The sequence below is a fragment of the Burkholderia sp. IT-111MI5 genome (assembly GCF_949752865.1).
GTDB classification, from domain to species: domain Bacteria; phylum Pseudomonadota; class Gammaproteobacteria; order Burkholderiales; family Burkholderiaceae; genus Burkholderia; species Burkholderia pyrrocinia_C.
The window spans coordinates 978433-1000071 of record NZ_CATKIF010000011.1 but is presented as its reverse complement, the minus strand read 5'-3'; the positions used below and the strand labels follow the sequence as shown (position 1 = coordinate 1000071).

The window sequence follows — 21639 nt, the reverse complement described above, 5'->3', positions numbered from 1 at the left end:
ACGTCACCGACAGGAGCAGGACCATGCCATTCACCCGTATCGCAGTGCGCGAAGGCAAACCGGCCGCATACCGCGCGGCGCTCGTCGACGGCGTGCATCGCGCGCTGATGCACACGTTCAACGTGCCCGAGGACGACATCTTCATGGTCGTCACCGAGCATGCGGCCGAGAACTTCGTGTTCGGCCGCCACTATCTCGACATCGAACGCAGCGACGATCTCGTGATGATCCAGATCACCGCGAACAACACGCGCACGCTCGAGCAGAAGCGGGCGCTGTACCGGACGATCGCGGAGAACCTCGCGGAGCAGCCCGGCGTGCGGCAACAGGACGTATTCATCAGTCTTGTCGAGGTGCTGAAGGAGGACTGGTCGTTCGGCAACGGCATCGCGCAATACGCCGTTTGATTTGCGACAGCGCGACGGGGCCGGATCGTCGCCTGCGCGTTTTGACGGCGTGTACTATGGAAGAAGCTTCACGGGCGACGCCGGCGCGGTCGATGCGCCGGCGATTCTTCATGTGCAGGAGCTTCCATGTCGCGTGTGCTGGAAATCGTGTTGTCGTTGTCGCTGGAAGGCTGGCCGGTCAAGGCTGCGAGTCGTGCCCGCGGCACGCAGCGCGATTTCGGCGCCGAACTCGTGCGCGCGTGGCGGATCTGCCCGCAGGTCCGGATGCGGCGCGGCCATGAACGCGTGACGATCGAGCCGTGCCAGGTCGAGGAGGCCGAGCCGAGCCCCGGCGCGAGCTGGTGGACCTGGGTCGAGTCGAACGCGCATGGCAGGCGGGTCGTCGCGTCCCGCACGAAAGCGTTCGCGCCCGGCGTCACGCAGCGCGAACTGTTCGACGCGGAGCATGAGGGCATCGTCGTCGCGATGCCGCTGCCCGTACCCGCAACGGGCGACGCAGTTGATGCCGATGCGCCGGCGGGCGAAGTCGACGAAGTCAACGGCGTCGCGCCGGACGCCACCGAGCGCTCCGCCGCCGGCGCGCCGCCCGAAGCGCCGGCGCTGCGCCTCGTCAGCGAACGGCGGCACGGGCGGTGGGCCGACGACAGCGGCGTCGTGGTCGAGATGACGCTCGACGACGTCACGCTGCACGGCGGTGGCGAGCCGCCGCGCCGCTACGTCGAGCTGCGTCTCGCCGCGCCCGACTGGGAAACCTTCGCCGCACGCACGGCCGCGCTGCACGCGCTGTTTGCCGCGGCGCGCGAACTGAGCGGCGCGTGGCCCGCATTCGTGCAACTGACGAGCGTGATCGACCGTGCCTGTGCGGGCGAGCCGGTTGCCGCCGGGCTGGTCAAGGCGCGGCTCGTCGACCTGACCGGCATCCGCACGCAGCGCGCCGCGCTGTTCGCGCTGTCCGGCGACATCGCCGCACAATGGCTCGGCAACGAGGGCGGCGTGCTCGATCGCGACGATCCCGAATTCGTGCATCAGATGCGCGTCGCGCTGCGCCGCCTGCGCACGCTGATGCGCTTCTTTCCGCGCTTTGCCGACTGCCAGTGGAAGGACACTTTCGGCACCGACCTGCGTTGGCTCGCCGCTCTGCTCGGCACGGTGCGCGACTGGGACGTGTTCTCGACCGAAACCCTGCCCGCGCTGATCGCGGCCGACGGCGGCGGCGCCGACTGGAACGGCACGCTCGACGCCGCGCGTGCGCAGTCCACGGCCGCGCGCGTCGAACTGCGGCAGGCGCTGCATTCGGCCCGCTATGCGCGGCTGACGCTCGGCTGGCTCGAATGGCTGAGCGCGCTCGCGCTGCCACCCGCCGCCGACGACGACGCGCCGTCGCTGCGGCGTCATGCGACGAAGCGCGTGCGGCGGCTGTTCGGCCATCTTTACGCATCGCCGTCGCTCACGTCGCTCGATACGACTGCGCGCCACCGGGTGCGGATCGACGCGAAGCGGCTGCGCTATGCACTCGAATTCTTCGCGTCGCTGGCGTCGCGCCGCACGCGCAACGAGACGGTGAAGACGCTCGCGCGCGTGCAGACCGTGCTCGGCGAATCGAACGACACAATGGTTGCGCTGCAACATCTCGAGCAACTGACGGCGCCGCCGTACCAGCTCGGTTTCGTGCGCGGCTACGGCGCGGCGCTCGAACAGCGCGCGGCGCGCGACGCCGAGACGCTGCTGGCCAGCCTGCGTCCGCCGAAGCTCGACGGCAAGCCGGGCTGAGCGGCGCGCGCTGAATATAATGGTCGCCCCTTTCCCGCACCCATGCCGATGACCGACGCACCGCATTCTTCCCTTTCTTCCGAGCCGCTCGAACTGGGCGGCGAGCTGTGGCTGCGCGCAGGCGAGCAGACGCTCGGCGGCGCCACGCGCATCGCGCTGCTCGCGGCGATCGGCGACACCGGTTCGATCACGCGCGCGGCGAAGGCCGTCGGCCTCAGCTACAAGGCCGCGTGGGATGCGGTCGACACGATGAACAATCTCGCCGGCGAACCGCTCGTCGCGCGGTCGACGGGCGGCAAGGGCGGCGGCGGCACGACGCTGACGCCGCGCGCGACGTCGCTGATCGCCGCGTTCCGCACGATCGAGCGCGAGCATCGCCGTTTCATCGACGCCGCGAGCGCGGCCGTTGCCGGGTTCGACGTCGACTGGGCGCTGATCGGCCGGATCGGCATGAAGACCAGCGCGCGCAACCAGTTGTTCGGCAAGGTCGCATCGATCGTGCGCGGCACGGTCAACGACGAAGTGACGCTCACGCTGCCGGGCGGGCAGCCGATCGTCGCCGTGCTGACGCACGAAAGCGTCGATGCGCTCGGCCTGCGGGAAGGTGCGGACGCCTGCGCGCTGGTAAAGGCGTCGTGGGTCGTGCTGGCGGTCGACGACGGCGGGCCCGAGCTGAAGGTGTCCGCGCGGAACCGGCTGCGCGGCAGCGTCGAATCCGTCGCGGCGGGCGCGGTGAACAGCGAAGTGACGCTCGCGCTCGACGGCGGCGGCACGCTGACGGCCGTCGTCACCAACGAAAGCGTCGATGCGCTGCAGCTCGACGCCGGCCGGCCGGCGATCGGGCTGTTCAAGGCATCGAGCGTGATTCTCGCGGTGACGGGCTGACGGTGCAGGCACGGCAGCGCGTGCGTGCTGCGGCGATCGTGTGACGGACGGGGGCGAAGCCGGCGCCGGACGTCGTCTGCATGGCGCCGGCTTCGTTTCCGTTTTCAGCTTATGCCGCAGCGTGCGGCTTCTCTCAGGCTCCAGCGTGGCTGCCAGCGCCACGGTCCCGGCCTCGCGCGCTCACGCGACGCGCGTCGGCCACTCGGCGTGCGGCGGTGCCGCCTGCACGCGTCCTTCGCTCAATTGCACGACCTGGTCGCCGAACGCGGCGACGTCGTCGGGGTCGTGCGAGATCAGCACCATCGGGATGTCGAGCCGCGCCTGCAACTCGGCGAGCTCGCGGCGCATGCGCTGGCGCATCGCGGCGTCCAGCGCCGCGAACGGTTCGTCGAGCAGCAGGATCCGCGGCTGAGCGACCAGTGCGCGCGCAAGCGCGACGCGCTGCTTCTGCCCGCCCGACAGTTGCGACGGATACTGCCCCGCGAGCGCTTCGAGGTCGAACGCGTGCAGCCAGTACGCGACTTCGGGCGGCACCGTCTTCGCGCGCGGGTTGCGCAGCCCCGACGTGAGCCCGAACGCGATGTTCTGGCGCACGTTCAGATGCGGAAACAGCGCGTAATCCTGGAACAGGTATGCGACGCGCCGTTCCCGGGTCGGCACGTCGATGCGTCGCGCGGCGTCGAACAGCGGCTCGCCGTTCAGCGTGATCGTGCCTGCGTCGGGCGACAGCAGGCCGGCGATCGCCTGCAGCGTCATGCTCTTGCCCGCGCCGGACGGCCCGAACAGCACGACGCGCTGCGTCGCCGCCGTGAACGACACGTCGAGCGTGAAACGGCGCTCGGCGTTCGCGTAGGTCTTGCGGATATCGACGACGAGGCTCATGCGGGCCTCCGCCGAAGCAAGCCGGCCGCCGCACGAGACAGGCGATACGAATGAGGCAGGCGCTTCATGTCAACTGGCTCCGCCGGGCGCGCGACGGCACGAGCCAGCCGGTCGCGAGCAGCACCAGCACGCAGGTGATCGACGTCACCAGCACGAGGAAGTTGGCCGTGTTGTCGTCGCCGGCCTGCACGGCCGCGTAGATCGCAACCGACAGCGTCTGCGTGCGGCCGGGCAGGTTGCCCGCGATCATCAGCGTCGCGCCGAATTCGCCGAGCGCGCGCGCGAACGCGAGCAGCGCACCCGCGAGGATCCCGCGCGTGGCGAGCGGCAGCGTCACGCGGAAGAACACCGCGGCTTCGCCGAGCCCGAGCGTGCGCGCGGCGCGCTCGAGATGCGGATCGACGCCCTCGAACGCGGCACGCGCCGACTTCAGGATCAGCGGAAACGCGACCACCATCGATGCGATCACCGCGCCTTGCCACGTGAAGACGAGCTCGATGCCGAGCTTGTCGAGCCACGCGCCGAACACGCCGCGCCGGCCGAGCAGCACGAGCAGGTAATAGCCGAGCACCGTCGGCGGCAGCACGAGCGGCAGCGTCAGCAGCGAATCGACGACGTCGCGCAGCGGCGAGCGCCAGCGCGCGAGCACGAACGCGGCCGCGACGCCGAGCACGATGTCGAGCGCGGTCGCCCAGCCGGCGACCTTCAGCGACAGCAGCAGCGGTACCCAGGCGTCTTGCATCGCGATACGCTCACTTGCCCGCGGGCTTGAAGCCGAACGTCGACAGCACGGCCTGGCCCTGCGGCGACGAGACGAAGTCGACGAACGACTGCGCCTGCGCGGCGTGGCGGCTGTCCTTGACCACGGCGATCGGATAGGTGATGGCCGTCTTCGTCGGCACCGTCAGCGCGACCTTCACGCGGCCGGGCATGATCGCGGCGTCGGTGCCGAACACGAAGCCCGCGTCGACCTCGCCGCGTGCGACGTAGTCGAGGCTCTGGCGCACGTTGGCGGCCAGCACGCCCTTCGCGCTGACGGCATCCCACACGCCGGCCGCGCGCAGCGCGCCTTCGGTGTAGCGGCCGACCGGCACCGATGCCGGGTCGCCGTACGCGATGCGCTTCACGCCGGGCGCCGTCAGGTCGTTCAGCGACGTCGGCGCGGCCGCGTGGCTGTCCGCCGGAACGATCATCACGAGCGAGTTCGCGGCGAAATCGCGGCGCGTGCCGGGCACGATCACCTTTTCGTCGGCCGCGCGATCCATCGCCTTCTGGTCGGCCGACGCGAACACGTCGGCCGGCGCACCCTTGGCGATCTGCTGCATCAGCACGTCCGACGCGCCGAAGTTGAACAGCACCTTGGTATCGGGATGCTGCTTCTGGTACGCGTCGCCGACGGCCTTGAACGCGTTCGTCAGGCTGGCCGCGGCCGACACGACCAGTTCGTCGGCGGAAGCGGGCGCGCTGAACGCGACACCGGCGGCGGCAAGCGCGGCGATCGGCAGCAGGCGGAGCAGGGTGCGGCGAAGCGGACGGACGGTTGAGCGCATGGCGGATTCGTTGGAATGGGTGGAAACCGTAATCGTAATATAGGGCGGGTTATAACGCTTGGCATACCGCTCATGCGACGGTGCGCATGAAATGGTCAGGTCTGAAGAATGGCGGGTGTGACGGCCGGGCGGCCCGTCACGCGTGCAGCGTGTGCGTCGACGATTCGGTGCGCTGCAGCGACGACGGTTGCGACGCGGGGCGGTAGTTCGGGTTGGCCTTCCAGCGCGCGCGGACGAACGGGCGCTCGTGGCCCGACAGCTCCAGCGCAACCTTCGTGACCCAGCGATGCGAAGGCACCGTGATGCCATGCAGCGCGACGGTGACGAGAGCGAGGCTCACGATGACCGCGGGCGCCGACCAGCGGTGCGGCACCGCGCGCCACGAGCCGGCGATGAACGCGAGCGCGGCGATCGCGCCGACGATGCAGCCGGTGATCGATTCGGACGGCGAATGCGCGTCGAGCGCGACGCGCGACACGCCGACCGCGATGCCGGCCGCGAGCCCGAGCGCGATGCCGGCGATCCGCACCGGCGTGCGCATGCGGATCAACATCAGGAAGATCGCGACCGGATAGACCGACGTCGACAGCATCGCGTGGCCGCTGAACCCCGTGAAATCCCACGCACGGATGCCGATGCCCCAGCCTAGGAACGCGATCTTCGTGAGCGCGACCACGCCGATCGCGGCTGCGAGCACGCCGAGCCACGCAGCCGCACGCTGCCACGAGTAGCCGAGCGCGAGCCAGACGGCGATCGTGATCGCGAGCGGCAAGGTCAGGCCGGCGCCGCCGAACGCGGTGATCATGATCCACAGGTGAGACGACAGGTCGAACATCGGGAAGGAGACGAACGAAGGCGGGGAGGATGCTTAAATCAACGCGCGAGCCGGGAAGAACGACTACAACGGATACAAGCGGCGAAGCCCCAGTATAGCGCCGCGTGCGCACGAGCCCCGTTTTTTGCGCCATCGGGAACTAACCTCGCGCAGGAAAAATCCCAGAAACAATGTTATGGTGCATTGCACAAAGTCGAACGATGCATCCGTTGCGGCGTCCTCATGGCGCCCCTATTTTTCCTGACTGCGAGCCCGATCGATGACCAAAAGTCTGACCAAGGTATGGCTGGGCGGCATGAAACGCATGCTGTCTCCGGCCGCCAAACGCGCGGCGCGCGATGCGCAGCGCATCACTCGCGACGCACTCGAGGCCGCCGCCTCTCCCGCCGTATCCGAACTGTCCCCACCGCGCGAATCGCGCGTGCGGCCGCGCGCGGCCGCGTGGGCTGCGGGCGAGTGGACGCGCGGCGAACATCCGATGGCGCCCGCGCTCGGGCGTCTCGTCCAGAATCTCGCGTATGGCCTCTACGTGCCGCCCGGCCGCCGGCGCGGCGCGATGCCGCTCGTCGTGATGCTGCACGGCTGCCAGCAGTCCGTCGACGAATTCGTGCAGGGCACGCGGATGAACCTGCTGGCCGACAAGCACGGTTTCGCGGTGCTGTATCCGGAACAGTCGCCGCGCGCGCACGCGCACGGCTGCTGGCACTGGTATGAAGACACCGACCGCGCGGGCCGCGGCGAGGCGAACGCGGTTGCGTCGCTGGTCGACGCGCTCGTCGACGAACGCGGTTTCGACGCGTCGCGCGTCTACGTCGCGGGGCTGTCGGCCGGCGCGGGCCTCGCGTCGCTTCTTGCACTGCACCATCCTGACCGCTTCGCGGCGGTCGCGATGCACTCGGGCCCCGCGCTCGGCGAGGCGAACTCCGGCATCACCGCGATGGACGTGATGCGGCGCGGCGTGCGGCAGAACCCGGCCGCAGCCGTCGATGCGCTGGTCGACGCCAGCGGGTATCCGGGCATGCCGGCGCTGATCGTCCAGGGCGACGGCGACCACGTCGTCGCGCCGAAGAACGCCGACCAGTTGACGGTGCAGTTCATGCGGCTGAACGGGCTCGCCGACAGCCGCGGCGCGCTGCGCGGCGGCGAACGTGTCGAGACGCGCGGCGCGGGCGCACAGATCACCGATGTCTGCCGCGACGGCGAACCGGTCGTGCGGCTCTGCCATGTGAAAGGGCTCGATCACGCGTGGGCCGGCGGCGACGAAGCCGTGCCGTTTCATGCGGCCGTCGGCCCCGATGCGAGCGCGATGATCTGGTCCTTTTTCGAAGCACATCGGCGCACTGTGGCGACCGAACGACGCATCGTCTGATCGACGCTGGCCAAAGCCTAGGGTTTTCCCTATAATTCGGGAAAACCCTAGTCAAAGAACCTTTGGATTGCGAGATCGAACATGTACCTGCTGAGCCACCTCTTCCTGATGCTGACCAAGAACGCTGAAACGGCCCGTAAAGAGCGCGCCGAGGCGTACCTGTCCGAAGCGACCGACATCTACGATCTCGAATTCCGTATGCGCAAGATCGATCGCGAAGCGTCGATGAACCGCCCGTATTCGTTCGGCGCGCGCTAAGCAGCGCAAGGCGGGCCAGCCGGCCCGCCGTTCCGGCGAGTCACGCAAAAGGGCGCGTGCGGCTTGATGCCGCACGCGCCCTTTTTGCATTCGTCGTCCTGCGTCGCGTCAGACGACCGTCAGGCGCACCGGCACGTTGTTGCGCGTTGCGTTCGAATACGGGCACACGTGATGCGCCTTTTCGACCAGCGCCTGCGCGTCGGCCTTGTCGAGCCCCGGCAGCGACACGCGCAGCTCGATGTCGAGCCCGAAGCCGCCTGCGTCGTTCGGGCCGATGCCCACTTCCGCCGTCACCTGCGTATCGGCCGGCAGCGCCTGCTTGTTCTGGCCGGCGACGAATTTCATCGCGCTCAGGAAGCACGCCGAGTAACCTGCGGCAAACAGCTGTTCCGGATTCGTGCCTTCCGCACCCGTGCCGCCGAGTTCGCGCGGCGCGGCCAGCTTCACTTCCAGCTTGTTGTCGGCGGATACCGCGCGGCCGTCGCGGCCGCCCGTGCTCGTGGCGCTCGTCTTGTACAGAATGTTCATCGTGCAGCTCCTGTCGGGAAAAGGGGGGAAGGCGGCCCGGTCGAATGGAATGTCGCCGGCCACGGAGAAAATATAGAACACAAATCATTAGTGTGCAAATGAAATTTTGAAGAAAAACCCGGCAGTACCGGGTCGGTAGGCCGGCGCTCGGTTCGTCAGCGTTCGTTGGCGGCCGACAGCGCGTCGCGCAACTGCTGGAGATCGGCGCGCAGCCTGATCAGGAACTCGGGCGTTTGTTGCATCGCGCAGAAGAGGTCGGCGGGCACGGAGCGCGCGCGGTTCTTCAGCGCCCGGCCTTCCGGCGTCACGCGCACGTTCACGACGCGTTCGTCGGCCGCGCTGCGCACGCGCTCGACGTAGCCGAGCGCTTCCAGCCGCTTGAGCAGCGGCGTGACCGTGGCCGGGTCGAGGTCGAGCCGCGCGGCGATGTCCTTTACCGCGATGTCGTCGCGCTCCCACAGCACGAGCATCGCGAGATATTGGGGATAGGTCAGCGACAGCTTGTCGAGCAGCGGCTTGTACGCTTTCGTCATCGCGTGCGAAGTCGAGTAGAGCGCAAAGCACAGTTGCTCGTCGAGCGTCTGGGGCAGCGGGGGTGGGCGGTCCATGATTCGGGAGGCGCGGCGCACGCGCGAACAATTTGTACGCAAATTATTTTGCGCGCAAAAGATCGGGTTGAACAGGGGCGCCCGGCTAGGGGCGCCCGGCCAGGGGCGACGGGCGAAGGATGCGCGGAGGGGCGCAAGACAGGGAGGGTGCGCCGGAAGGCAACCCGGCGCGGGGAACAGCGTGGCGGTCGGCGACGCGCACCGGCCGGGGGGGGCTTCAGCGGCCCGACGTGGTCGTCGGCGCGCCCGGCTCCTGCACGCCGAAGCAGCCGCGATAGGTTGCGTAGAACGAGCAGTACAGCATCGTGACGATGATGATCGTCACCGGCATCATGATCGTCAGCGCATAACCACCGGCGCCGAGCGCCTGCAGCAGCAGCGACAGCACGAGCGACGTGCCGAGCGCGACGCCGAACCACAGCACGCCGTACACGACGAACGCGCCGCGATTGCGCCAGCAGCTGACGATGCTGAAGAACAGCGCCTTCGCGGGCGGGACGTCATGCCATGCGACGAGCACCGGCGCGAACCAGAACAGCATCGCGATCGGCAGATACAGCAGCGTCGCGAACATCAGCGCGCCGAACGTGCCTTGCGCGGCGAGCGTTTCCGGCGTCGTGCTCGCTTCGTCGGCCGCGCCCATCATCACGTGGAACAGCGCGCCGCCGTCCACGAATGACGAAGCGGCGAACACGAGCACCATCGACGCGACGTAGATCACGCCGAGCACGAGCAGCCGCTGGGTCGTGACGGTGCCGTACGAGCGGAAGCCGTCGATCAGGATCGTCGGCATCACCGGCTTGCCGGCTACCGTGTCGCGGCACGCGGCCATGAAGCCGACCGCGATGCCGGGAATCAGCACCAGCGGCAGCGCCGAGCCGATCACGGGCACCATCGACACCAGCGTGATCGCCAGCAGGTACGTGAAGAACAGCGTGATGAATGCGAGCGGGTTCCGGCGGAACAGCCAGACGCCTTGTCGGAACCAGACATAGCCCGTTTTCGCGGGCACTTCGATCAGTTGCATGCGGTTTGGATCTCGGGAAGCGCGGGCGTATGCGCGATACGCTCACGCAGGATGCGTTCGAAATGACCGGGGTCGTGCGGCTTGAGCATCTCGGCCGCGCGCGGCAGGTAGAAGTCGTACAGGCGCGACACCCAGAAGCGGTACGCGCCCGCGCGCAGCATGTCGCTCCAGTGGCGGCGCTCCTCGGCCGTGAACGGCCGCACGGTCTGGTACGCGCGCAGCAGCGCATCGGCGCGCGCGACGTCGAGCACGCCGGTCGCCAGGTCGACGCACCAGTCGTTGACGGTCACCGCGACGTCGAACAGCCACTTGTCGCAGCCGGCGAAATAGAAGTCGAAGAAGCCGCCGAGCCGCACGTCGTGGCCGGTGCCGGGCGCCGCGTGCGCGAACAGCACGTTGTCGCGGAACAGGTCGCAATGGCACGGCCCGGCCGGCAGCGCCGCGTAGTCGTCCGACGCGAAGAAGGCCGCCTGGTGCGCGAGCTCGCCTTCGAGCAGCGTGCGTTGCGCGTCCGTGATGAACGGCACGATCGCCGGCACGTTCTCCTGCCACCACGGCAGGCTGCGCAGGTTCGGCTGGTTGCGCGGGTAATCGCGCCCCGCGAGGTGCAGGCGCGCGAGCATCTGCCCGACCTCGATGCAGTGTTCGACCCCCGGCGCGAGTTCGGCCGCGCCGTCGAGCTTCGTGACGATCGCGGCCGGCTTGCCGTGCAGCTCGCCGAACAGCGCGCCGTCGTCGCGCGGAATCGGATCCGGCACCGGTACGCCGTGGCCGGCCAGGTGGCGCATCAGGTCGAGGTAGAACGGCAGTTGTTGCGCCGTCAGCTTTTCGAAGATCGTGAGGACGTATTCGCCGCGCGTCGTCGTCAGGAAGAAATTGCTGTTTTCGATACCGGACGGAATGCCGCGAAACGCAAGCACGTCGCCCAGTTCGTAGTGGCGCATCCATTGCGCGAGATCGGAGTCGGAAACAGCAGTGAAAACGGCCATGCGGGATGCGTCAGGTCAGGGTGTCGGCACGCGAGCGGCATGCGTCGCGACAGCAGGTGAAGGGAGGCGGTGCGCCGCGATCGACGCGGCGCGTCGGAATCAGTAGCGCAGGTTCAGCGACGGCAGGCGCGTGATCGGGATGCCTGCGTCGTGCGGCTTCGGCGACGTGTCGGGCGTCGAGCTCATCTGGTAGCGCGTGCCGAAGTTCGACTTCACGTCGATCTCGACCGGCTTGCCGCGGTCGCGGTACTCGGTGACCTCGGTGCCGTTCTTGCTCTTTTCATGGAAGCTCGGCGTGCGTCGAATGTCGGCGAAGTCGACTTTCGACGTGACTTCGGCGCCAGGCCGGTTGATCTTGCGGAGATCGGGCAGGCCGGCGGCTTCGTTGGCCTCGGCCCGCGCCTGCGCGTCGGCGTCAGGCGTGGCGCCGGCGGCGTAAGCGACGCTGGCGGCGGCAAACGCGGCGGCAGCGGCGACGAGAATGAGCGGCTTCATGATGAGTCTCCAGTGAACTCAATGATTTTAGCAAATACTGCGCATCATCCGGCCCTGGCGTGCGTATGGGCGGCCATGAGGATGACCGGGTTCCGTGGTAATGTCGTTCGATCAGACGAGGTGATACAAATGAAGAACGACCTGAGCCGCCGGCACCGTGTGCTGACGCCCGAAAGCCCGCCGGTCGAGGCTTTCGACGATCCGATCGCCGCCGTCGCGCGGCTGTCCGCCATTTACGACACGAATACGGGCTTCCTGCGCGACGCATTCGCGCGCTATCGCCGCCACGAACCGATTATTGAGCATGTGCGCGCGTGCTACCCGTTCGTGCGGATCCGCACCGACGTCAACACGCACGTCGATTCGCGCCGCTCGTACGGTTTCGTCGCCGGCCCCGGCGTGTTCGAGACGACGGTCACGCGCCCCGATCTCTTCGCGAACTACTATCGCGAGCAACTGCGCCTGCTGTCGAAGAACCACCATGTCAAGATCGAGATCGGCGTGTCGTCGCAGCCGATTCCGGTCCATTTCGCGTTTCCGGAAGGCATCCATCTCGAAGGCGAGCTCGACCGCGACCGCCTGCTCGCGATGCGCGACATCTTCGACACGCCCGACCTGTCGTATCTCGACGACCGCATCGTCAACGGCACGTTCGAGCCGGCGCCGGGCGAGCCGCATCCGCTCGCGCTGTTCACGGCCGCGCGCGTCGACTTCTCGCTGCACCGGCTGCGTCACTACACGGCGACGTCGCCCACGCATTTCCAGAACTACGTGCTCTACACGAACTACCAGTTCTACATCGACGAGTTCGTGAAGCTCGGCCGCACGGTGATGACGGAGAGCGACGATCCCGAGGTGCGCGCGTACCGCAGCCAGTACAGCTCGTTCGTCGAGCCGGGCGATGTCGTCACGTACAACGCGAACCTCGGCAGTGAGCCGGCCGAGGGCGTCGCGCCGCCGCGCCTGCCGCAGATGCCCGCGTATCACCTGAAGCGCGCGGACGGCAGCGGGATCACGATGGTCAACATCGGTGTCGGTCCGTCGAACGCGAAGACGATCACCGATCACATCGCGGTGCTGCGTCCGCACGCATGGGTGATGCTCGGTCACTGCGCGGGGCTGCGCAACACGCAGCGTCTCGGCGACTACGTGCTCGCGCACGGTTACGTGCGCGAGGATCACGTGCTCGACGCCGACCTGCCGCTGTGGGTGCCGATCCCGGCGCTCGCCGAAGTGCAGCTCGCGCTCGAGCGCGCGGTGGCCGACGTCACGCGGCTCGAGGGCGTCGAACTGAAGCGCGTGATGCGCACGGGCACCGTCGCGAGCGTCGACAACCGCAACTGGGAGCTGCGCGATCATCGCGAGCCCGTGCAGCGGCTGTCGCAAAGCCGCGCGATCGCGCTCGACATGGAAAGCGCGACGATCGCCGCGAACGGCTTCCGCTTCCGTGTGCCGTACGGCACGCTGCTGTGCGTATCGGACAAGCCGCTGCACGGCGAGCTGAAGCTGCCGGGCATGGCCGACACGTTTTATCGCGGGCAGGTCGATCAGCATCTGCAGATCGGCGTGAAGGCGATGGAGATCCTGCGCACGAACGGGCTCGACAAGCTGCATAGCCGGAAGCTGCGGAGCTTTGCGGAAGTGGCGTTCCAGTGATGTGAACGCCGGCCCCGGCGGCGGTGCGCATCGCCATGTGCGACGCGCCTTCTGACGGAGCACATCTGCCTTTGTCGCAAGCGTCCGATGCACCGGCGAATCTACCGGCAGGCGGAATGCGGGACGATCGGGCCTGCCGTTCGCGTTGCCGTTGGAAGGCAGCGATCGCGTGGAATGCGCCGCCGAAAACGACAAGGCCGCCCGGCGCCGAAGCGCGCGGGCGGCCTTGCGTATCGAGCGGGCCGTGCGGTGTTGCTCAGCACTCACCCTTCTTCGCGTGTCCCGGCGGGCAGTGGTAGCCGCGGCGATTGTCGTAACCATGATGGCGTTCCCACTCGCGGCGTTCCCAGTAACGGCGGCCGTCCCAGTAGCGGTCGCCATGCCAGCCGATGATGACCGCGGGCGCCGGAGCGACCACGACGGGCGCAGGCGCGACGATGACCGGCGCGGGCGTGCCGATGTTGACGTCGACGTTGACGGCATGAGCGAGGCCGGACAGCGAAAGGCCGAGGCCGGCAAAGGCGAGGGCGATCAGCGAGCGTTTCATGTTGTGTTCCGTGAGGTCGTTATGAATAGGCCGGCGCGACGCGATGGAAGCGAGGGGGGATCGTTCCACCGGGGGAACGCCGCGCCGACACAATGCAGTGTGCTGGCACGCGACGGAAAAGGCGAGGCCTGTTTGTTACCGCGGGTTGGCGGCTCGCAGGCGCGGGATGCGGGCATTGGGCCGCACATTTGACAATGGCGGGCCGCGGGTGCGGGCGATCACGCCGCATCGCGCAGCACCGACCGCGCGAATTTGACATTCGACGGCGCGCGGCCGCGAAGCGGGATTAACAGCGCGTTACAAAGTAGCGCGCGGCAGGTGGCCTGATCGCCATGCCTGCCGCGCGGGAAGCGGTACGCCGGCCGTCGGGCCGGCGGTCGTCACGGACTGGTTACAGATAGAACATGCGGTCTTCTTCGGGCCGCGGCGGTTGCCCTTCCGAACCTTCGCCTTCTTCCTCGCCGCTGTCCTCGTAGAACGCGAGCACTGCGTCGAGCACCTGGTCGGGATCGTCGATCACCTGCATCAGATCCATGTCTTCCGGATTGATGAGGCCCATCGGAATCAGCTGGTCGCGGAACCACTGCAGCAAGCCCTGCCAGAACGTGCTGCCGACGAGGATGATCGGCACGAGGCGCGACTTCTTCGTCTGGATCAGCGTGAGCACTTCGGACAGTTCATCGAGCGTGCCGAAACCGCCCGGCATCACGATCACCGCATCCGAATTCTTCACGAACGTGACCTTGCGCGTGAAGAAGTGGCGGAAGCGCAGCGAGATGTCCTGGTAGTGGTTGCCGGCCTGCTCGTGCGGCAGCTCGATGTTCAGGCCGACCGACGGCGCCTTGCCGGCGTGCGCGCCCTTGTTCGCGGCTTCCATGATGCCGGGGCCGCCGCCGGAGATCACGGCGAAGCCGGCGTCGGACAGCTTGCGCGCGATCTGCGCGGCCAGCTTGTAGTGCGGCGTGTCGGGTTTGAGACGGGCAGAACCGTAGATGCTGACAGCCGGGCGGATCTCCGACAGGTACTCGGTCGCCTCGATAAACTCTGCCATAATCGTGAACATCTGCCACGATGCGCGGGCCTTCTTGGCCGTCGCGCGTTCTTGATCTGCGAGCGAACGCAGACTCGGAATCACTTTTCTCTTGTTCATAATGCCTGAAGAACGAAATCTGGAAGGTAAGACCCTGCTATTGGTTGACGGTTCGAGCTATCTGTATCGGGCTTACCATGCGATGCCTGATTTGCGTGGCCCTGGCGGGGAGCCGACCGGAGCGCTCTACGGAATCATCAACATGCTGCGCCGTATGCGCAAGGAAGTCAGTGCAGAGTATAGCGCTTGCGTGTTCGATGCAAAGGGCAAGACGTTCCGCGACGACCTTTATGCCGACTATAAGGCAAACCGCCCGTCGATGCCGCCCGACCTCGCATTGCAGGTCGAACCGATCCACGGCGCGGTGCGTGCGCTCGGCTGGCCGCTGTTGATGGTCGAAGGCGTCGAGGCCGACGACGTGATCGGCACGCTCGCGCGCGAAGCCGAACGGCACGGGATGAACGTGATCGTGTCGACGGGCGACAAGGATCTCGCGCAGCTCGTGACCGACCACGTCACGCTCGTCAACACGATGACCAACGAGACGCTCGACCGCGACGGCGTGATCGCGAAGTTCGGCGTGCCGCCCGAGCGGATCATCGACTACCTGGCATTGATCGGCGACACCGTCGACAACGTGCCGGGCGTCGAGAAGTGCGGGCCGAAGACGGCCGTGAAATGGCTGTCGCAATACGACAGCCTCGACGGTGTCATCGCGCACGCGGGCGACATCAAGGGCGTGGTCGGCGACAACCTGCGCCGTGCGCTCGACTTCCTGCCGCTCGGCCGCACGCTCGTGACGGTCGACACGGCCTGCGATCTCGCACCGCATCTCGAATCGATCGAAGCGTCGCTGAAGACCGACGGCGAGGCGCGCGATCTGCTGCGCGACATCTTCGCGCGCTACGGCTTCAAGACGTGGCTGCGCGAAGTCGACAGCGCACCCGCGGAAGGCGGCGACGCCGATGCGCCGGACGGCGAGCCGGCACCGGTGGTGGCGGCCGACATCGTTCGCGAATACGACACGATCCAGACCTGGGAGCAGTTCGACGCGTGGTTCGCGAAGATCGACGCGGCCGCGCTGACCGCGTTCGACACCGAGACGACCGCGCTCGACCCGATGCTCGCGCGGCTCGTCGGCCTGTCGTTCTCGGTCGAGCCGGGCAAGGCCGCGTACCTGCCGGTCGCGCACCGCGGCCCCGACATGCCCGAGCAGCTTCCGTTCGACGAAGTGCTCGCACGCCTGAAGCCGTGGCTCGAATCGGCCGATCGCAAGAAGGTCGGCCAGCACCTGAAGTACGACGCGCAGGTGCTCGCGAACTACGACATTGCGCTGAACGGCATCGAGCACGACACGCTGCTCGAATCGTACGTGGTCGAATCGCATCGCACGCACGACATGGACAGCCTCGCGCTGCGTCATCTGGGCGTCAAGACGATCAAGTACGAAGACGTGGCCGGCAAGGGCGCGAAGCAGATCGGTTTCGACGAAGTAGCGCTCGCGCAGGCCGCCGAATACGCGGCCGAGGATGCCGACATCACGCTGCAGCTTCATCACGCGCTGTATCCGCAGGTCGCGCGCGAACCGGGCCTCGAGCGCGTGTACCGCGAGATCGAGATGCCCGTATCGCTCGTGCTGCGCAAGATGGAGCGCACGGGCGTGCTGATCGACGACGCGCTCCTGCACGCGCAGAGCACCGAAATCGCAACGCGCCTGATCGAGCTCGAAGCGCAGGCATACGAACTGGCGGGCGGCGAATTCAATCTTGGCTCACCTAAGCAGATCGGGCAGATCTTCTTCGAGAAGCTGCAGTTGCCGGTCGTGAAGAAGACGCCGAGCGGCGCGCCGTCGACCGACGAAGAGGTGCTGCAGAAGCTCGCCGAGGATTACCCGCTGCCGAAGCTGCTGCTCGAGCATCGCGGGCTGTCGAAGCTGAAGTCGACCTATACCGACAAGCTGCCGCGCATGGTGAACCCCGCAACGGGCCGCGTGCACACGAACTATGCGCAGGCCGTCGCGGTAACGGGCCGTCTCGCATCGAACGATCCGAATCTTCAGAACATTCCGGTGCGCACGGCCGAAGGCCGGCGGATCCGCGAGGCGTTCATCGCATCGCCGGGCCACCGGATCGTGTCGGCCGACTATTCGCAGATCGAACTGCGGATCATGGCGCACATCTCGGGCGACGCGTCGCTGCTGCGCGCGTTCTCGCAGGGCGAGGACATCCACCGCGCGACGGCCGCCGAGGTGTTCGGCGTGACGCCGCTGGAGGTCAATTCCGACCAGCGCCGGATCGCGAAGGTGATCAACTTCGGGCTGATCTACGGGATGAGCGCGTTCGGGCTCGCGTCGAACCTCGGCATCACGCGCGACGCGGCGAAGCTCTATATCGACCGTTATTTCGCCCGCTATCCGGGTGTTGCGCAGTACATGGAAGAGACGCGCGCGACCGCGAAGGAGAAGGGTTACGTCGAAACCGTTTTCGGTCGCCGCCTGTGGTTGCCGGAAATCAACGGCGGCAACGGCCCGCGCCGCCAGGCGGCCGAGCGCGCGGCAATCAATGCGCCGATGCAGGGCACCGCGGCCGACCTGATCAAGCTGTCGATGATCGCGGTGGACGACTGGCTCACGCGTGACAAGCTTGCATCGCGGATGATCATGCAGGTGCACGATGAACTGGTGCTCGAGGTGCCCGACGACGAACTGTCGCTCGTGCGCGAGAAACTGCCGGAAATGATGTGCGGCGTCGCGAAGCTGAAGGTGCCGCTCGTCGCCGAAGTGGGCGCCGGCGCGAACTGGGAAGAGGCACACTGACGCACCGCTGCGCGGTTCCCGATTCCTGCGGCATATTGTTGCAGGGATGCTGAATATCGAGATGGTTTGCTTGTGGTCAACGCGCAAGCTCCCGGACAATGCATGTCAGTCATGCCATTGACGCGGGGCGGCGCGCCCCGCGTTCCGGGCCGGCGCATCGAAGTGCTTCGAACTGCACATCGATGATGTCCGAACCGGTTAATCCACCGGGCGGCGCGAATGCATCGCGTTCGCTTCGTCCGGCGGCAGCAGTTTCGAATCGCAAAGGGGGAATCGGATGCATCGGATCATCATCGTAGGCGGAGGCGCGGGCGGCCTGGAACTGGCGACGCGGCTCGGCGACCGTTACGGCGCGCGCGGCAATCGTCCCGCGCGTGCGCTCGTCACGCTCGTCGACCGCAATCCGACGCACATCTGGAAACCGCTGCTGCACGAGGTTGCGGCCGGCAGCATGGACCCGTTCACGCAGGAGCTCGAATATGCGGCGCAGGCGCGCTGGCACGGCTTCGAGTTCCAGCAGGGCGGACTGACCGGGCTCGACCGCGCGGCGAAGCGCATCACGCTGTCGCCCATCAACGACAGCGACGGCGCGGAACTGCTGCCGGAGCGCGAGCTGGAATACGACACGCTGGTGATCGCGATCGGCAGCACGACCCACTTCTTCGGCGTGCAGGGCGCGCCGGAAAACGCGATCGCGCTCGATACGGTTGGCGAGGCCGAGCGCTTCCGCAAGCGGCTGATCGCCGCGTGCATGCGTGCCGAGCACCAGGCACCGGCGCCGACCGCGCCCGGCGATGCGGCCGAACCGCGCATCCAGGTGGTGATCGTCGGCGGCGGCGCGACGGGCGTCGAGTTGTCCGCGGAGCTGCGCAACACGGCGCAGGTGCTGTCCGCGTATGGGCTGCACAAGCTCGACCCGCGCCACGACGTCGGCATCGTGCTGATCGAATCGGGGCCGCGGATTCTGCCGGCGCTGCAGGAGCGCGTGTCGACGGCGACGGCCGAACTGCTCGAAAAGCTCGGCGTGCGGCTGATGCTCAGCGAGCGCGTGACCGAGGTCGCGCCGGGGCTCGTGCATACCGCGAGCGGGAAGGCGGTGCGCGCGGACCTGACGGTCTGGGCGGCCGGCATCAAGGCGCCGTCCGTGCTGTCGCATCTCGACGGCCTCCAGGTCAACAAGCTCGGCCAGCTCGACGTGCGCCGCACGCTGCAGACCTTCACCGACGACAACGTGTTCGCGCTCGGCGATTGTGCGGCATGCGCGTGGCCCGGCAACGAACGCAACGTGCCGCCGCGCGCGCAGGCTGCGCACCAGCAGGCGAGCTTCCTGCTGAAGGCGATCGGCTGCCGGCTCGAAGGGCGTCCGCTGCCCGAATTCACGTATCGCGATTTCGGTTCGCTCGTGTCGCTCGGCCATTTCAGCGCGGTCGGTAACCTGATGGGCGGGCTGATCGGAGGCAACATGCTGATCGAAGGGCTGTTTGCGCGCTTCATGTACATGTCGCTGTACCGGCTGCACATCGCGGCGCTGCACGGTTATCCGCGGATGATGCTCGACACGGTCGCGCACTGGCTGCGGCGCACGACGTTGCCGCGCGTCAAGCTGCACTGACGCCGCGCGTTCGCGCGGGGAGCGGGCGGGGAGTGCGTACGTCGTGCGTGTTCTCCGCCCGTTGTGTTTGCGGGCAGCGAGGCGGCTGCGGGTGTTCTGCCGGGCGATGTCGGCCACGTTTTTTTTCAATCCGCAAGCATCCGGTCGTGCAACGGCGATCGATAGATGTAGGCCGCGCCGCGATTCGGCGGGGCCGTCAGCGGGCTTCGACGCCACGACCGATGCGCTCGAATCGATGGGTCGTAATCGAGTCTTACACATCTGACAGTTGACGCGACAACGGATTATTGGGCATCTTGTCCGGGTTCCCGTTTGCGGCGGGGTGCCAACCGCCGCGACATCCGCGCCGTGCGCCGGCGCGATGCCCCGTCATGCCGCATCCACGATCGTGACGGCGGCGCCCTATCGAGGAGTGCATTCATGTTGAAACCCGAAGTCGACAGCCTGGTCCCCCACGTCCCGTTTTCGCGCCGCAAGTTCATGCAGGCCGCGCTGGGCGGCACCTTCGCGGCGGCCGTGCTGCCCGTTTCGGCGCAGACGGTCACGACCGACAGCGCCGGGCTGGACGTCGACACCGTCGAGATCCGCTCCGGCGACGCGAGCGTGCCGGCCTATCGCGCGCAGCCGGCCGGCAAGACGAACCTGCCGGTCATCATCGTGATCCACGAGATCTTCGGTGTGCACGCGCATATCGCCGACGTCTGCCGCCGCTTCGCGAAGCTCGGCTACCTCGCGATCGCGCCCGACCTGTTCGCGCGACAGGGCAACGCGGCGAAGTATCCGACGATGAAGGATCTTTTCGACAACATCATCAGCAAGGTGCCGGACCGGCAGGTCACCGAAGATCTCGATGCGACGGTCGCGTGGGCCGGCAAGAACGGCGGCGACCCGGCGCGTCTCGGCGTGACGGGGTTCTGCTGGGGCGGCCGCCAGGCGTGGCTGTATGCCGAGCACAATCCGCACGTGCGTGCGGCCGTTGCGTGGTACGGGTTCGTCGAAGGCAAGACCGACGAGATGACGCCGTTCAATCCGGTCGATCATGCGGCGTCGCTGAAGGTGCCCGTGCTCGGGCTGTATGGCGAAAAGGATGCGAACATCACGCAGGCCTCGCTCGCGGACATGCGCAAGGCGATCCAGACGAGCGACTCGAAGCTCGCGCGCGAATCGGAGATCGTCGTGTATCCGGATGCCGGCCACGCGTTCTTCGCCGACTACCGGCCAAGCTATGTAAAGGGTGATGCCGAAGACGGCTGGACGCGCGCGATCGCGTGGTTCCACAAGTACGGCGTGATGTAAACGAAACGCGGCGGCCGAATGGCCGCCGCTTCGCTTCACCGGTGCGCCGCGCGCCGGATTACGGGTTCGGGCCGGTTGCGATCGGCCGCGACGGATCGGCGCTCCATTCGCTCCACGAACCCGGATACAGCGATGCGCCGTGCAGCCCTGCGATCTCCAGCGCAAGCGCGTTGTGGCAGGCGGTGACGCCGGAGCCGCACTGCAGGATCACGAGATTCGGTTCGGTGCCCGCCAGCAGCGTGGAAAACGTCTCGCGCAGTTCGTGACCAGTCTTGAAGCGGCCGTCGGCGGCCAGGTTGTCCTTGAAGAACCGGTTGCGTGCGCCGGGGATGTGGCCGCCCACAGGATCGATCGTCTCGTTTTCGCCGCGATAGCGGTCCGGTGCGCGTGCGTCGATCACGACGCGCGTGTGCGACGTCACGTTCGCAAGCACGGCTGCTGCGTCGACCGTCGATTCAAGAGGCGCTCCCGCACGGAAATCGCCGGCGGCCGGTTGCGGCACGTCGGCCGTCAGCGGCTGGCCGGCCGCTTCCCATGCCTGCAGGCCGCCGTCGAGCACGGCGACCGAATCGTGGCCGAGCCAGCGCAGCAGCCACCACAGGCGCGCCGCATAGGCGCCGCCTTGCGCGTCGTATGCGACGACCTGCTGGCCCTGCTTGAGGCCGCGGCTCGCGAGCAGCGTGGCGAATGCATCGCGGGTCGGCAGTGGATGGCGGCCGTTGGTGCCCGTCTTGCGGCCCGACAGGTCGCGGTCGAGATGAAGATACTGCGCGCCGGGGATGTGGCCGGTTGCATACGCGGCTTCGCCCGCGCCCGGATCGGCGAGGTCGAAGCGGCAGTCGAACAGCACGACGCTGCCGGGCGCCGCGGCCAGGCGCTCGGCGAGGTTGGCGGCGGAGATGAGCGTGGTGTAATGAGTGTGTGGCATGACAGCTCCCTGGAGTGCGAATGGCCTGACACTCCAAGTCTAAACAAAAAAAGGCGGGGCGAAGCCCGTCTTTTCGTCTGCCGGATGCGGTG

Annotated in this window: 21 protein-coding genes; 9 read left to right on the top strand and 12 right to left on the bottom strand. The window is 67.5% G+C overall.

What is annotated here, in order from left to right; genetic code table 11:
* Positions 1-23: 23 nt before the first annotated feature.
* The 3 genes from ACM6JT_RS12730 (at position 24) to ACM6JT_RS12720 (ending at position 3062) form a co-directional block, all read left to right on the top strand.
* Positions 24-407: a tautomerase family protein gene (locus tag ACM6JT_RS12730; RefSeq protein WP_105393494.1), complete on the top strand. Its 384-nt coding sequence runs from the start codon at positions 24-26 to the stop codon at positions 405-407.
* Between the two features lie 126 nt (positions 408-533).
* Entirely contained in the window at positions 534-2177 is a 1644-nt protein-coding gene (locus ACM6JT_RS12725) for a CHAD domain-containing protein (RefSeq protein ID WP_414856576.1), read from the top strand.
* 48 nt (positions 2178-2225) lie between these two features.
* Complete coding sequence (locus ACM6JT_RS12720; RefSeq protein ID WP_414856575.1) at positions 2226-3062, top strand: TOBE domain-containing protein; 837 nt, start codon at positions 2226-2228, stop codon at positions 3060-3062.
* Between the two features lie 180 nt (positions 3063-3242).
* Here ACM6JT_RS12720 and ACM6JT_RS12715 read toward each other — a convergent pair whose 3' ends face one another.
* From ACM6JT_RS12715 to ACM6JT_RS12700, 4 genes are all read right to left on the bottom strand, one after another.
* Entirely contained in the window at positions 3243-3944 is a 702-nt protein-coding gene (locus ACM6JT_RS12715) for a sulfate/molybdate ABC transporter ATP-binding protein (RefSeq protein ID WP_131946463.1), read from the bottom strand.
* 64 nt (positions 3945-4008) lie between these two features.
* Positions 4009-4686: a molybdate ABC transporter permease subunit gene (gene modB, locus ACM6JT_RS12710; protein WP_072439394.1), complete on the bottom strand. Its 678-nt coding sequence runs from the start codon at positions 4684-4686 to the stop codon at positions 4009-4011.
* A gap of 10 nt (positions 4687-4696) precedes the next feature.
* On the bottom strand, positions 4697-5494 hold the full coding sequence (modA, locus tag ACM6JT_RS12705; protein WP_034185181.1) for a molybdate ABC transporter substrate-binding protein: 798 nt from the start codon (positions 5492-5494) through the stop codon (positions 4697-4699).
* Between the two features lie 136 nt (positions 5495-5630).
* On the bottom strand, positions 5631-6329 hold the full coding sequence (locus tag ACM6JT_RS12700) for a phosphoesterase (RefSeq protein ID WP_414856574.1): 699 nt from the start codon (positions 6327-6329) through the stop codon (positions 5631-5633).
* Between the two features lie 259 nt (positions 6330-6588).
* On the opposite strand from ACM6JT_RS12700, the gene ACM6JT_RS12695 reads away from it, so the two are divergent.
* Positions 6589-7698 (top strand): PHB depolymerase family esterase, encoded by a 1110-nt coding sequence (locus ACM6JT_RS12695; protein ID WP_105393497.1) that lies wholly within the window; start codon positions 6589-6591, stop codon positions 7696-7698.
* An 81-nt stretch (positions 7699-7779) separates the two neighbouring features.
* Positions 7780-7956 (top strand): DUF3563 family protein, encoded by a 177-nt coding sequence (locus tag ACM6JT_RS12690; RefSeq protein ID WP_065502568.1) that lies wholly within the window; start codon positions 7780-7782, stop codon positions 7954-7956.
* A 108-nt stretch (positions 7957-8064) separates the two neighbouring features.
* Here the strand turns inward: ACM6JT_RS12690 and ACM6JT_RS12685 are convergent, their stop codons facing one another.
* The 5 genes from ACM6JT_RS12685 to ACM6JT_RS12665 all read right to left on the bottom strand — a co-directional run bounded on the left by ACM6JT_RS12685 (position 8065) and on the right by ACM6JT_RS12665 (position 11603).
* Positions 8065-8484, bottom strand: coding sequence for an organic hydroperoxide resistance protein (locus ACM6JT_RS12685; protein WP_034185184.1), 420 nt, complete (start codon positions 8482-8484; stop codon positions 8065-8067).
* A 155-nt stretch (positions 8485-8639) separates the two neighbouring features.
* The gene (locus tag ACM6JT_RS12680) at positions 8640-9092 is read right to left on the bottom strand and encodes a MarR family winged helix-turn-helix transcriptional regulator (protein ID WP_072439402.1); all 453 of its coding nucleotides are present in this window, start codon (positions 9090-9092) and stop codon (positions 8640-8642) included.
* 217 nt (positions 9093-9309) lie between these two features.
* Positions 9310-10119, bottom strand: coding sequence for a BPSS1780 family membrane protein (locus ACM6JT_RS12675; RefSeq protein ID WP_131946460.1), 810 nt, complete (start codon positions 10117-10119; stop codon positions 9310-9312).
* A complete protein-coding gene (locus ACM6JT_RS12670) occupies positions 10110-11108 on the bottom strand; it encodes a homoserine kinase (RefSeq protein ID WP_034185187.1) in 999 nt (332 codons plus the stop codon). The genes ACM6JT_RS12675 and ACM6JT_RS12670 overlap by 10 nt, the downstream gene beginning before the upstream one ends.
* Positions 11109-11207: 99 nt before the next feature.
* Positions 11208-11603, bottom strand: a complete 396-nt coding sequence (locus tag ACM6JT_RS12665; RefSeq protein WP_034185188.1) for a hypothetical protein — start codon at positions 11601-11603, stop codon at positions 11208-11210.
* A gap of 129 nt (positions 11604-11732) precedes the next feature.
* Between ACM6JT_RS12665 and ACM6JT_RS12660 the strand changes: the two genes are divergently transcribed.
* Positions 11733-13259: an AMP nucleosidase gene (locus ACM6JT_RS12660; protein WP_034185189.1), complete on the top strand. Its 1527-nt coding sequence runs from the start codon at positions 11733-11735 to the stop codon at positions 13257-13259.
* A 256-nt stretch (positions 13260-13515) separates the two neighbouring features.
* Here ACM6JT_RS12660 and ACM6JT_RS12655 read toward each other — a convergent pair whose 3' ends face one another.
* Positions 13516-13806: a hypothetical protein gene (locus ACM6JT_RS12655; protein WP_414856573.1), complete on the bottom strand. Its 291-nt coding sequence runs from the start codon at positions 13804-13806 to the stop codon at positions 13516-13518.
* 391 nt (positions 13807-14197) lie between these two features.
* The gene (locus tag ACM6JT_RS12650; RefSeq protein ID WP_034185191.1) at positions 14198-14956 is read right to left on the bottom strand and encodes a TIGR00730 family Rossman fold protein; all 759 of its coding nucleotides are present in this window, start codon (positions 14954-14956) and stop codon (positions 14198-14200) included.
* A 1-nt stretch (position 14957) separates the two neighbouring features.
* Here ACM6JT_RS12650 and polA point away from each other — a divergent pair, with 1 nt between their 5' ends.
* From polA to ACM6JT_RS12635, 3 genes are all read left to right on the top strand, one after another.
* Positions 14958-17711: a DNA polymerase I gene (gene polA / locus ACM6JT_RS12645; RefSeq protein WP_034185192.1), complete on the top strand. Its 2754-nt coding sequence runs from the start codon at positions 14958-14960 to the stop codon at positions 17709-17711.
* A gap of 277 nt (positions 17712-17988) precedes the next feature.
* Positions 17989-19323, top strand: coding sequence for an NAD(P)/FAD-dependent oxidoreductase (locus ACM6JT_RS12640; protein WP_034185193.1), 1335 nt, complete (start codon positions 17989-17991; stop codon positions 19321-19323).
* A 420-nt stretch (positions 19324-19743) separates the two neighbouring features.
* Positions 19744-20619 carry a dienelactone hydrolase family protein gene (locus ACM6JT_RS12635; RefSeq protein ID WP_105393502.1) on the top strand — a complete coding sequence of 292 codons (876 nt, stop codon included), beginning with the start codon at positions 19744-19746 and terminating at the stop codon, positions 20617-20619.
* Positions 20620-20677: 58 nt separating this feature from the next.
* On the opposite strand, the gene ACM6JT_RS12630 is transcribed toward ACM6JT_RS12635, so the two are convergent.
* Entirely contained in the window at positions 20678-21547 is an 870-nt protein-coding gene (locus ACM6JT_RS12630) for a sulfurtransferase (RefSeq protein ID WP_034185195.1), read from the bottom strand.
* Positions 21548-21639 lie beyond the last annotated feature (92 nt).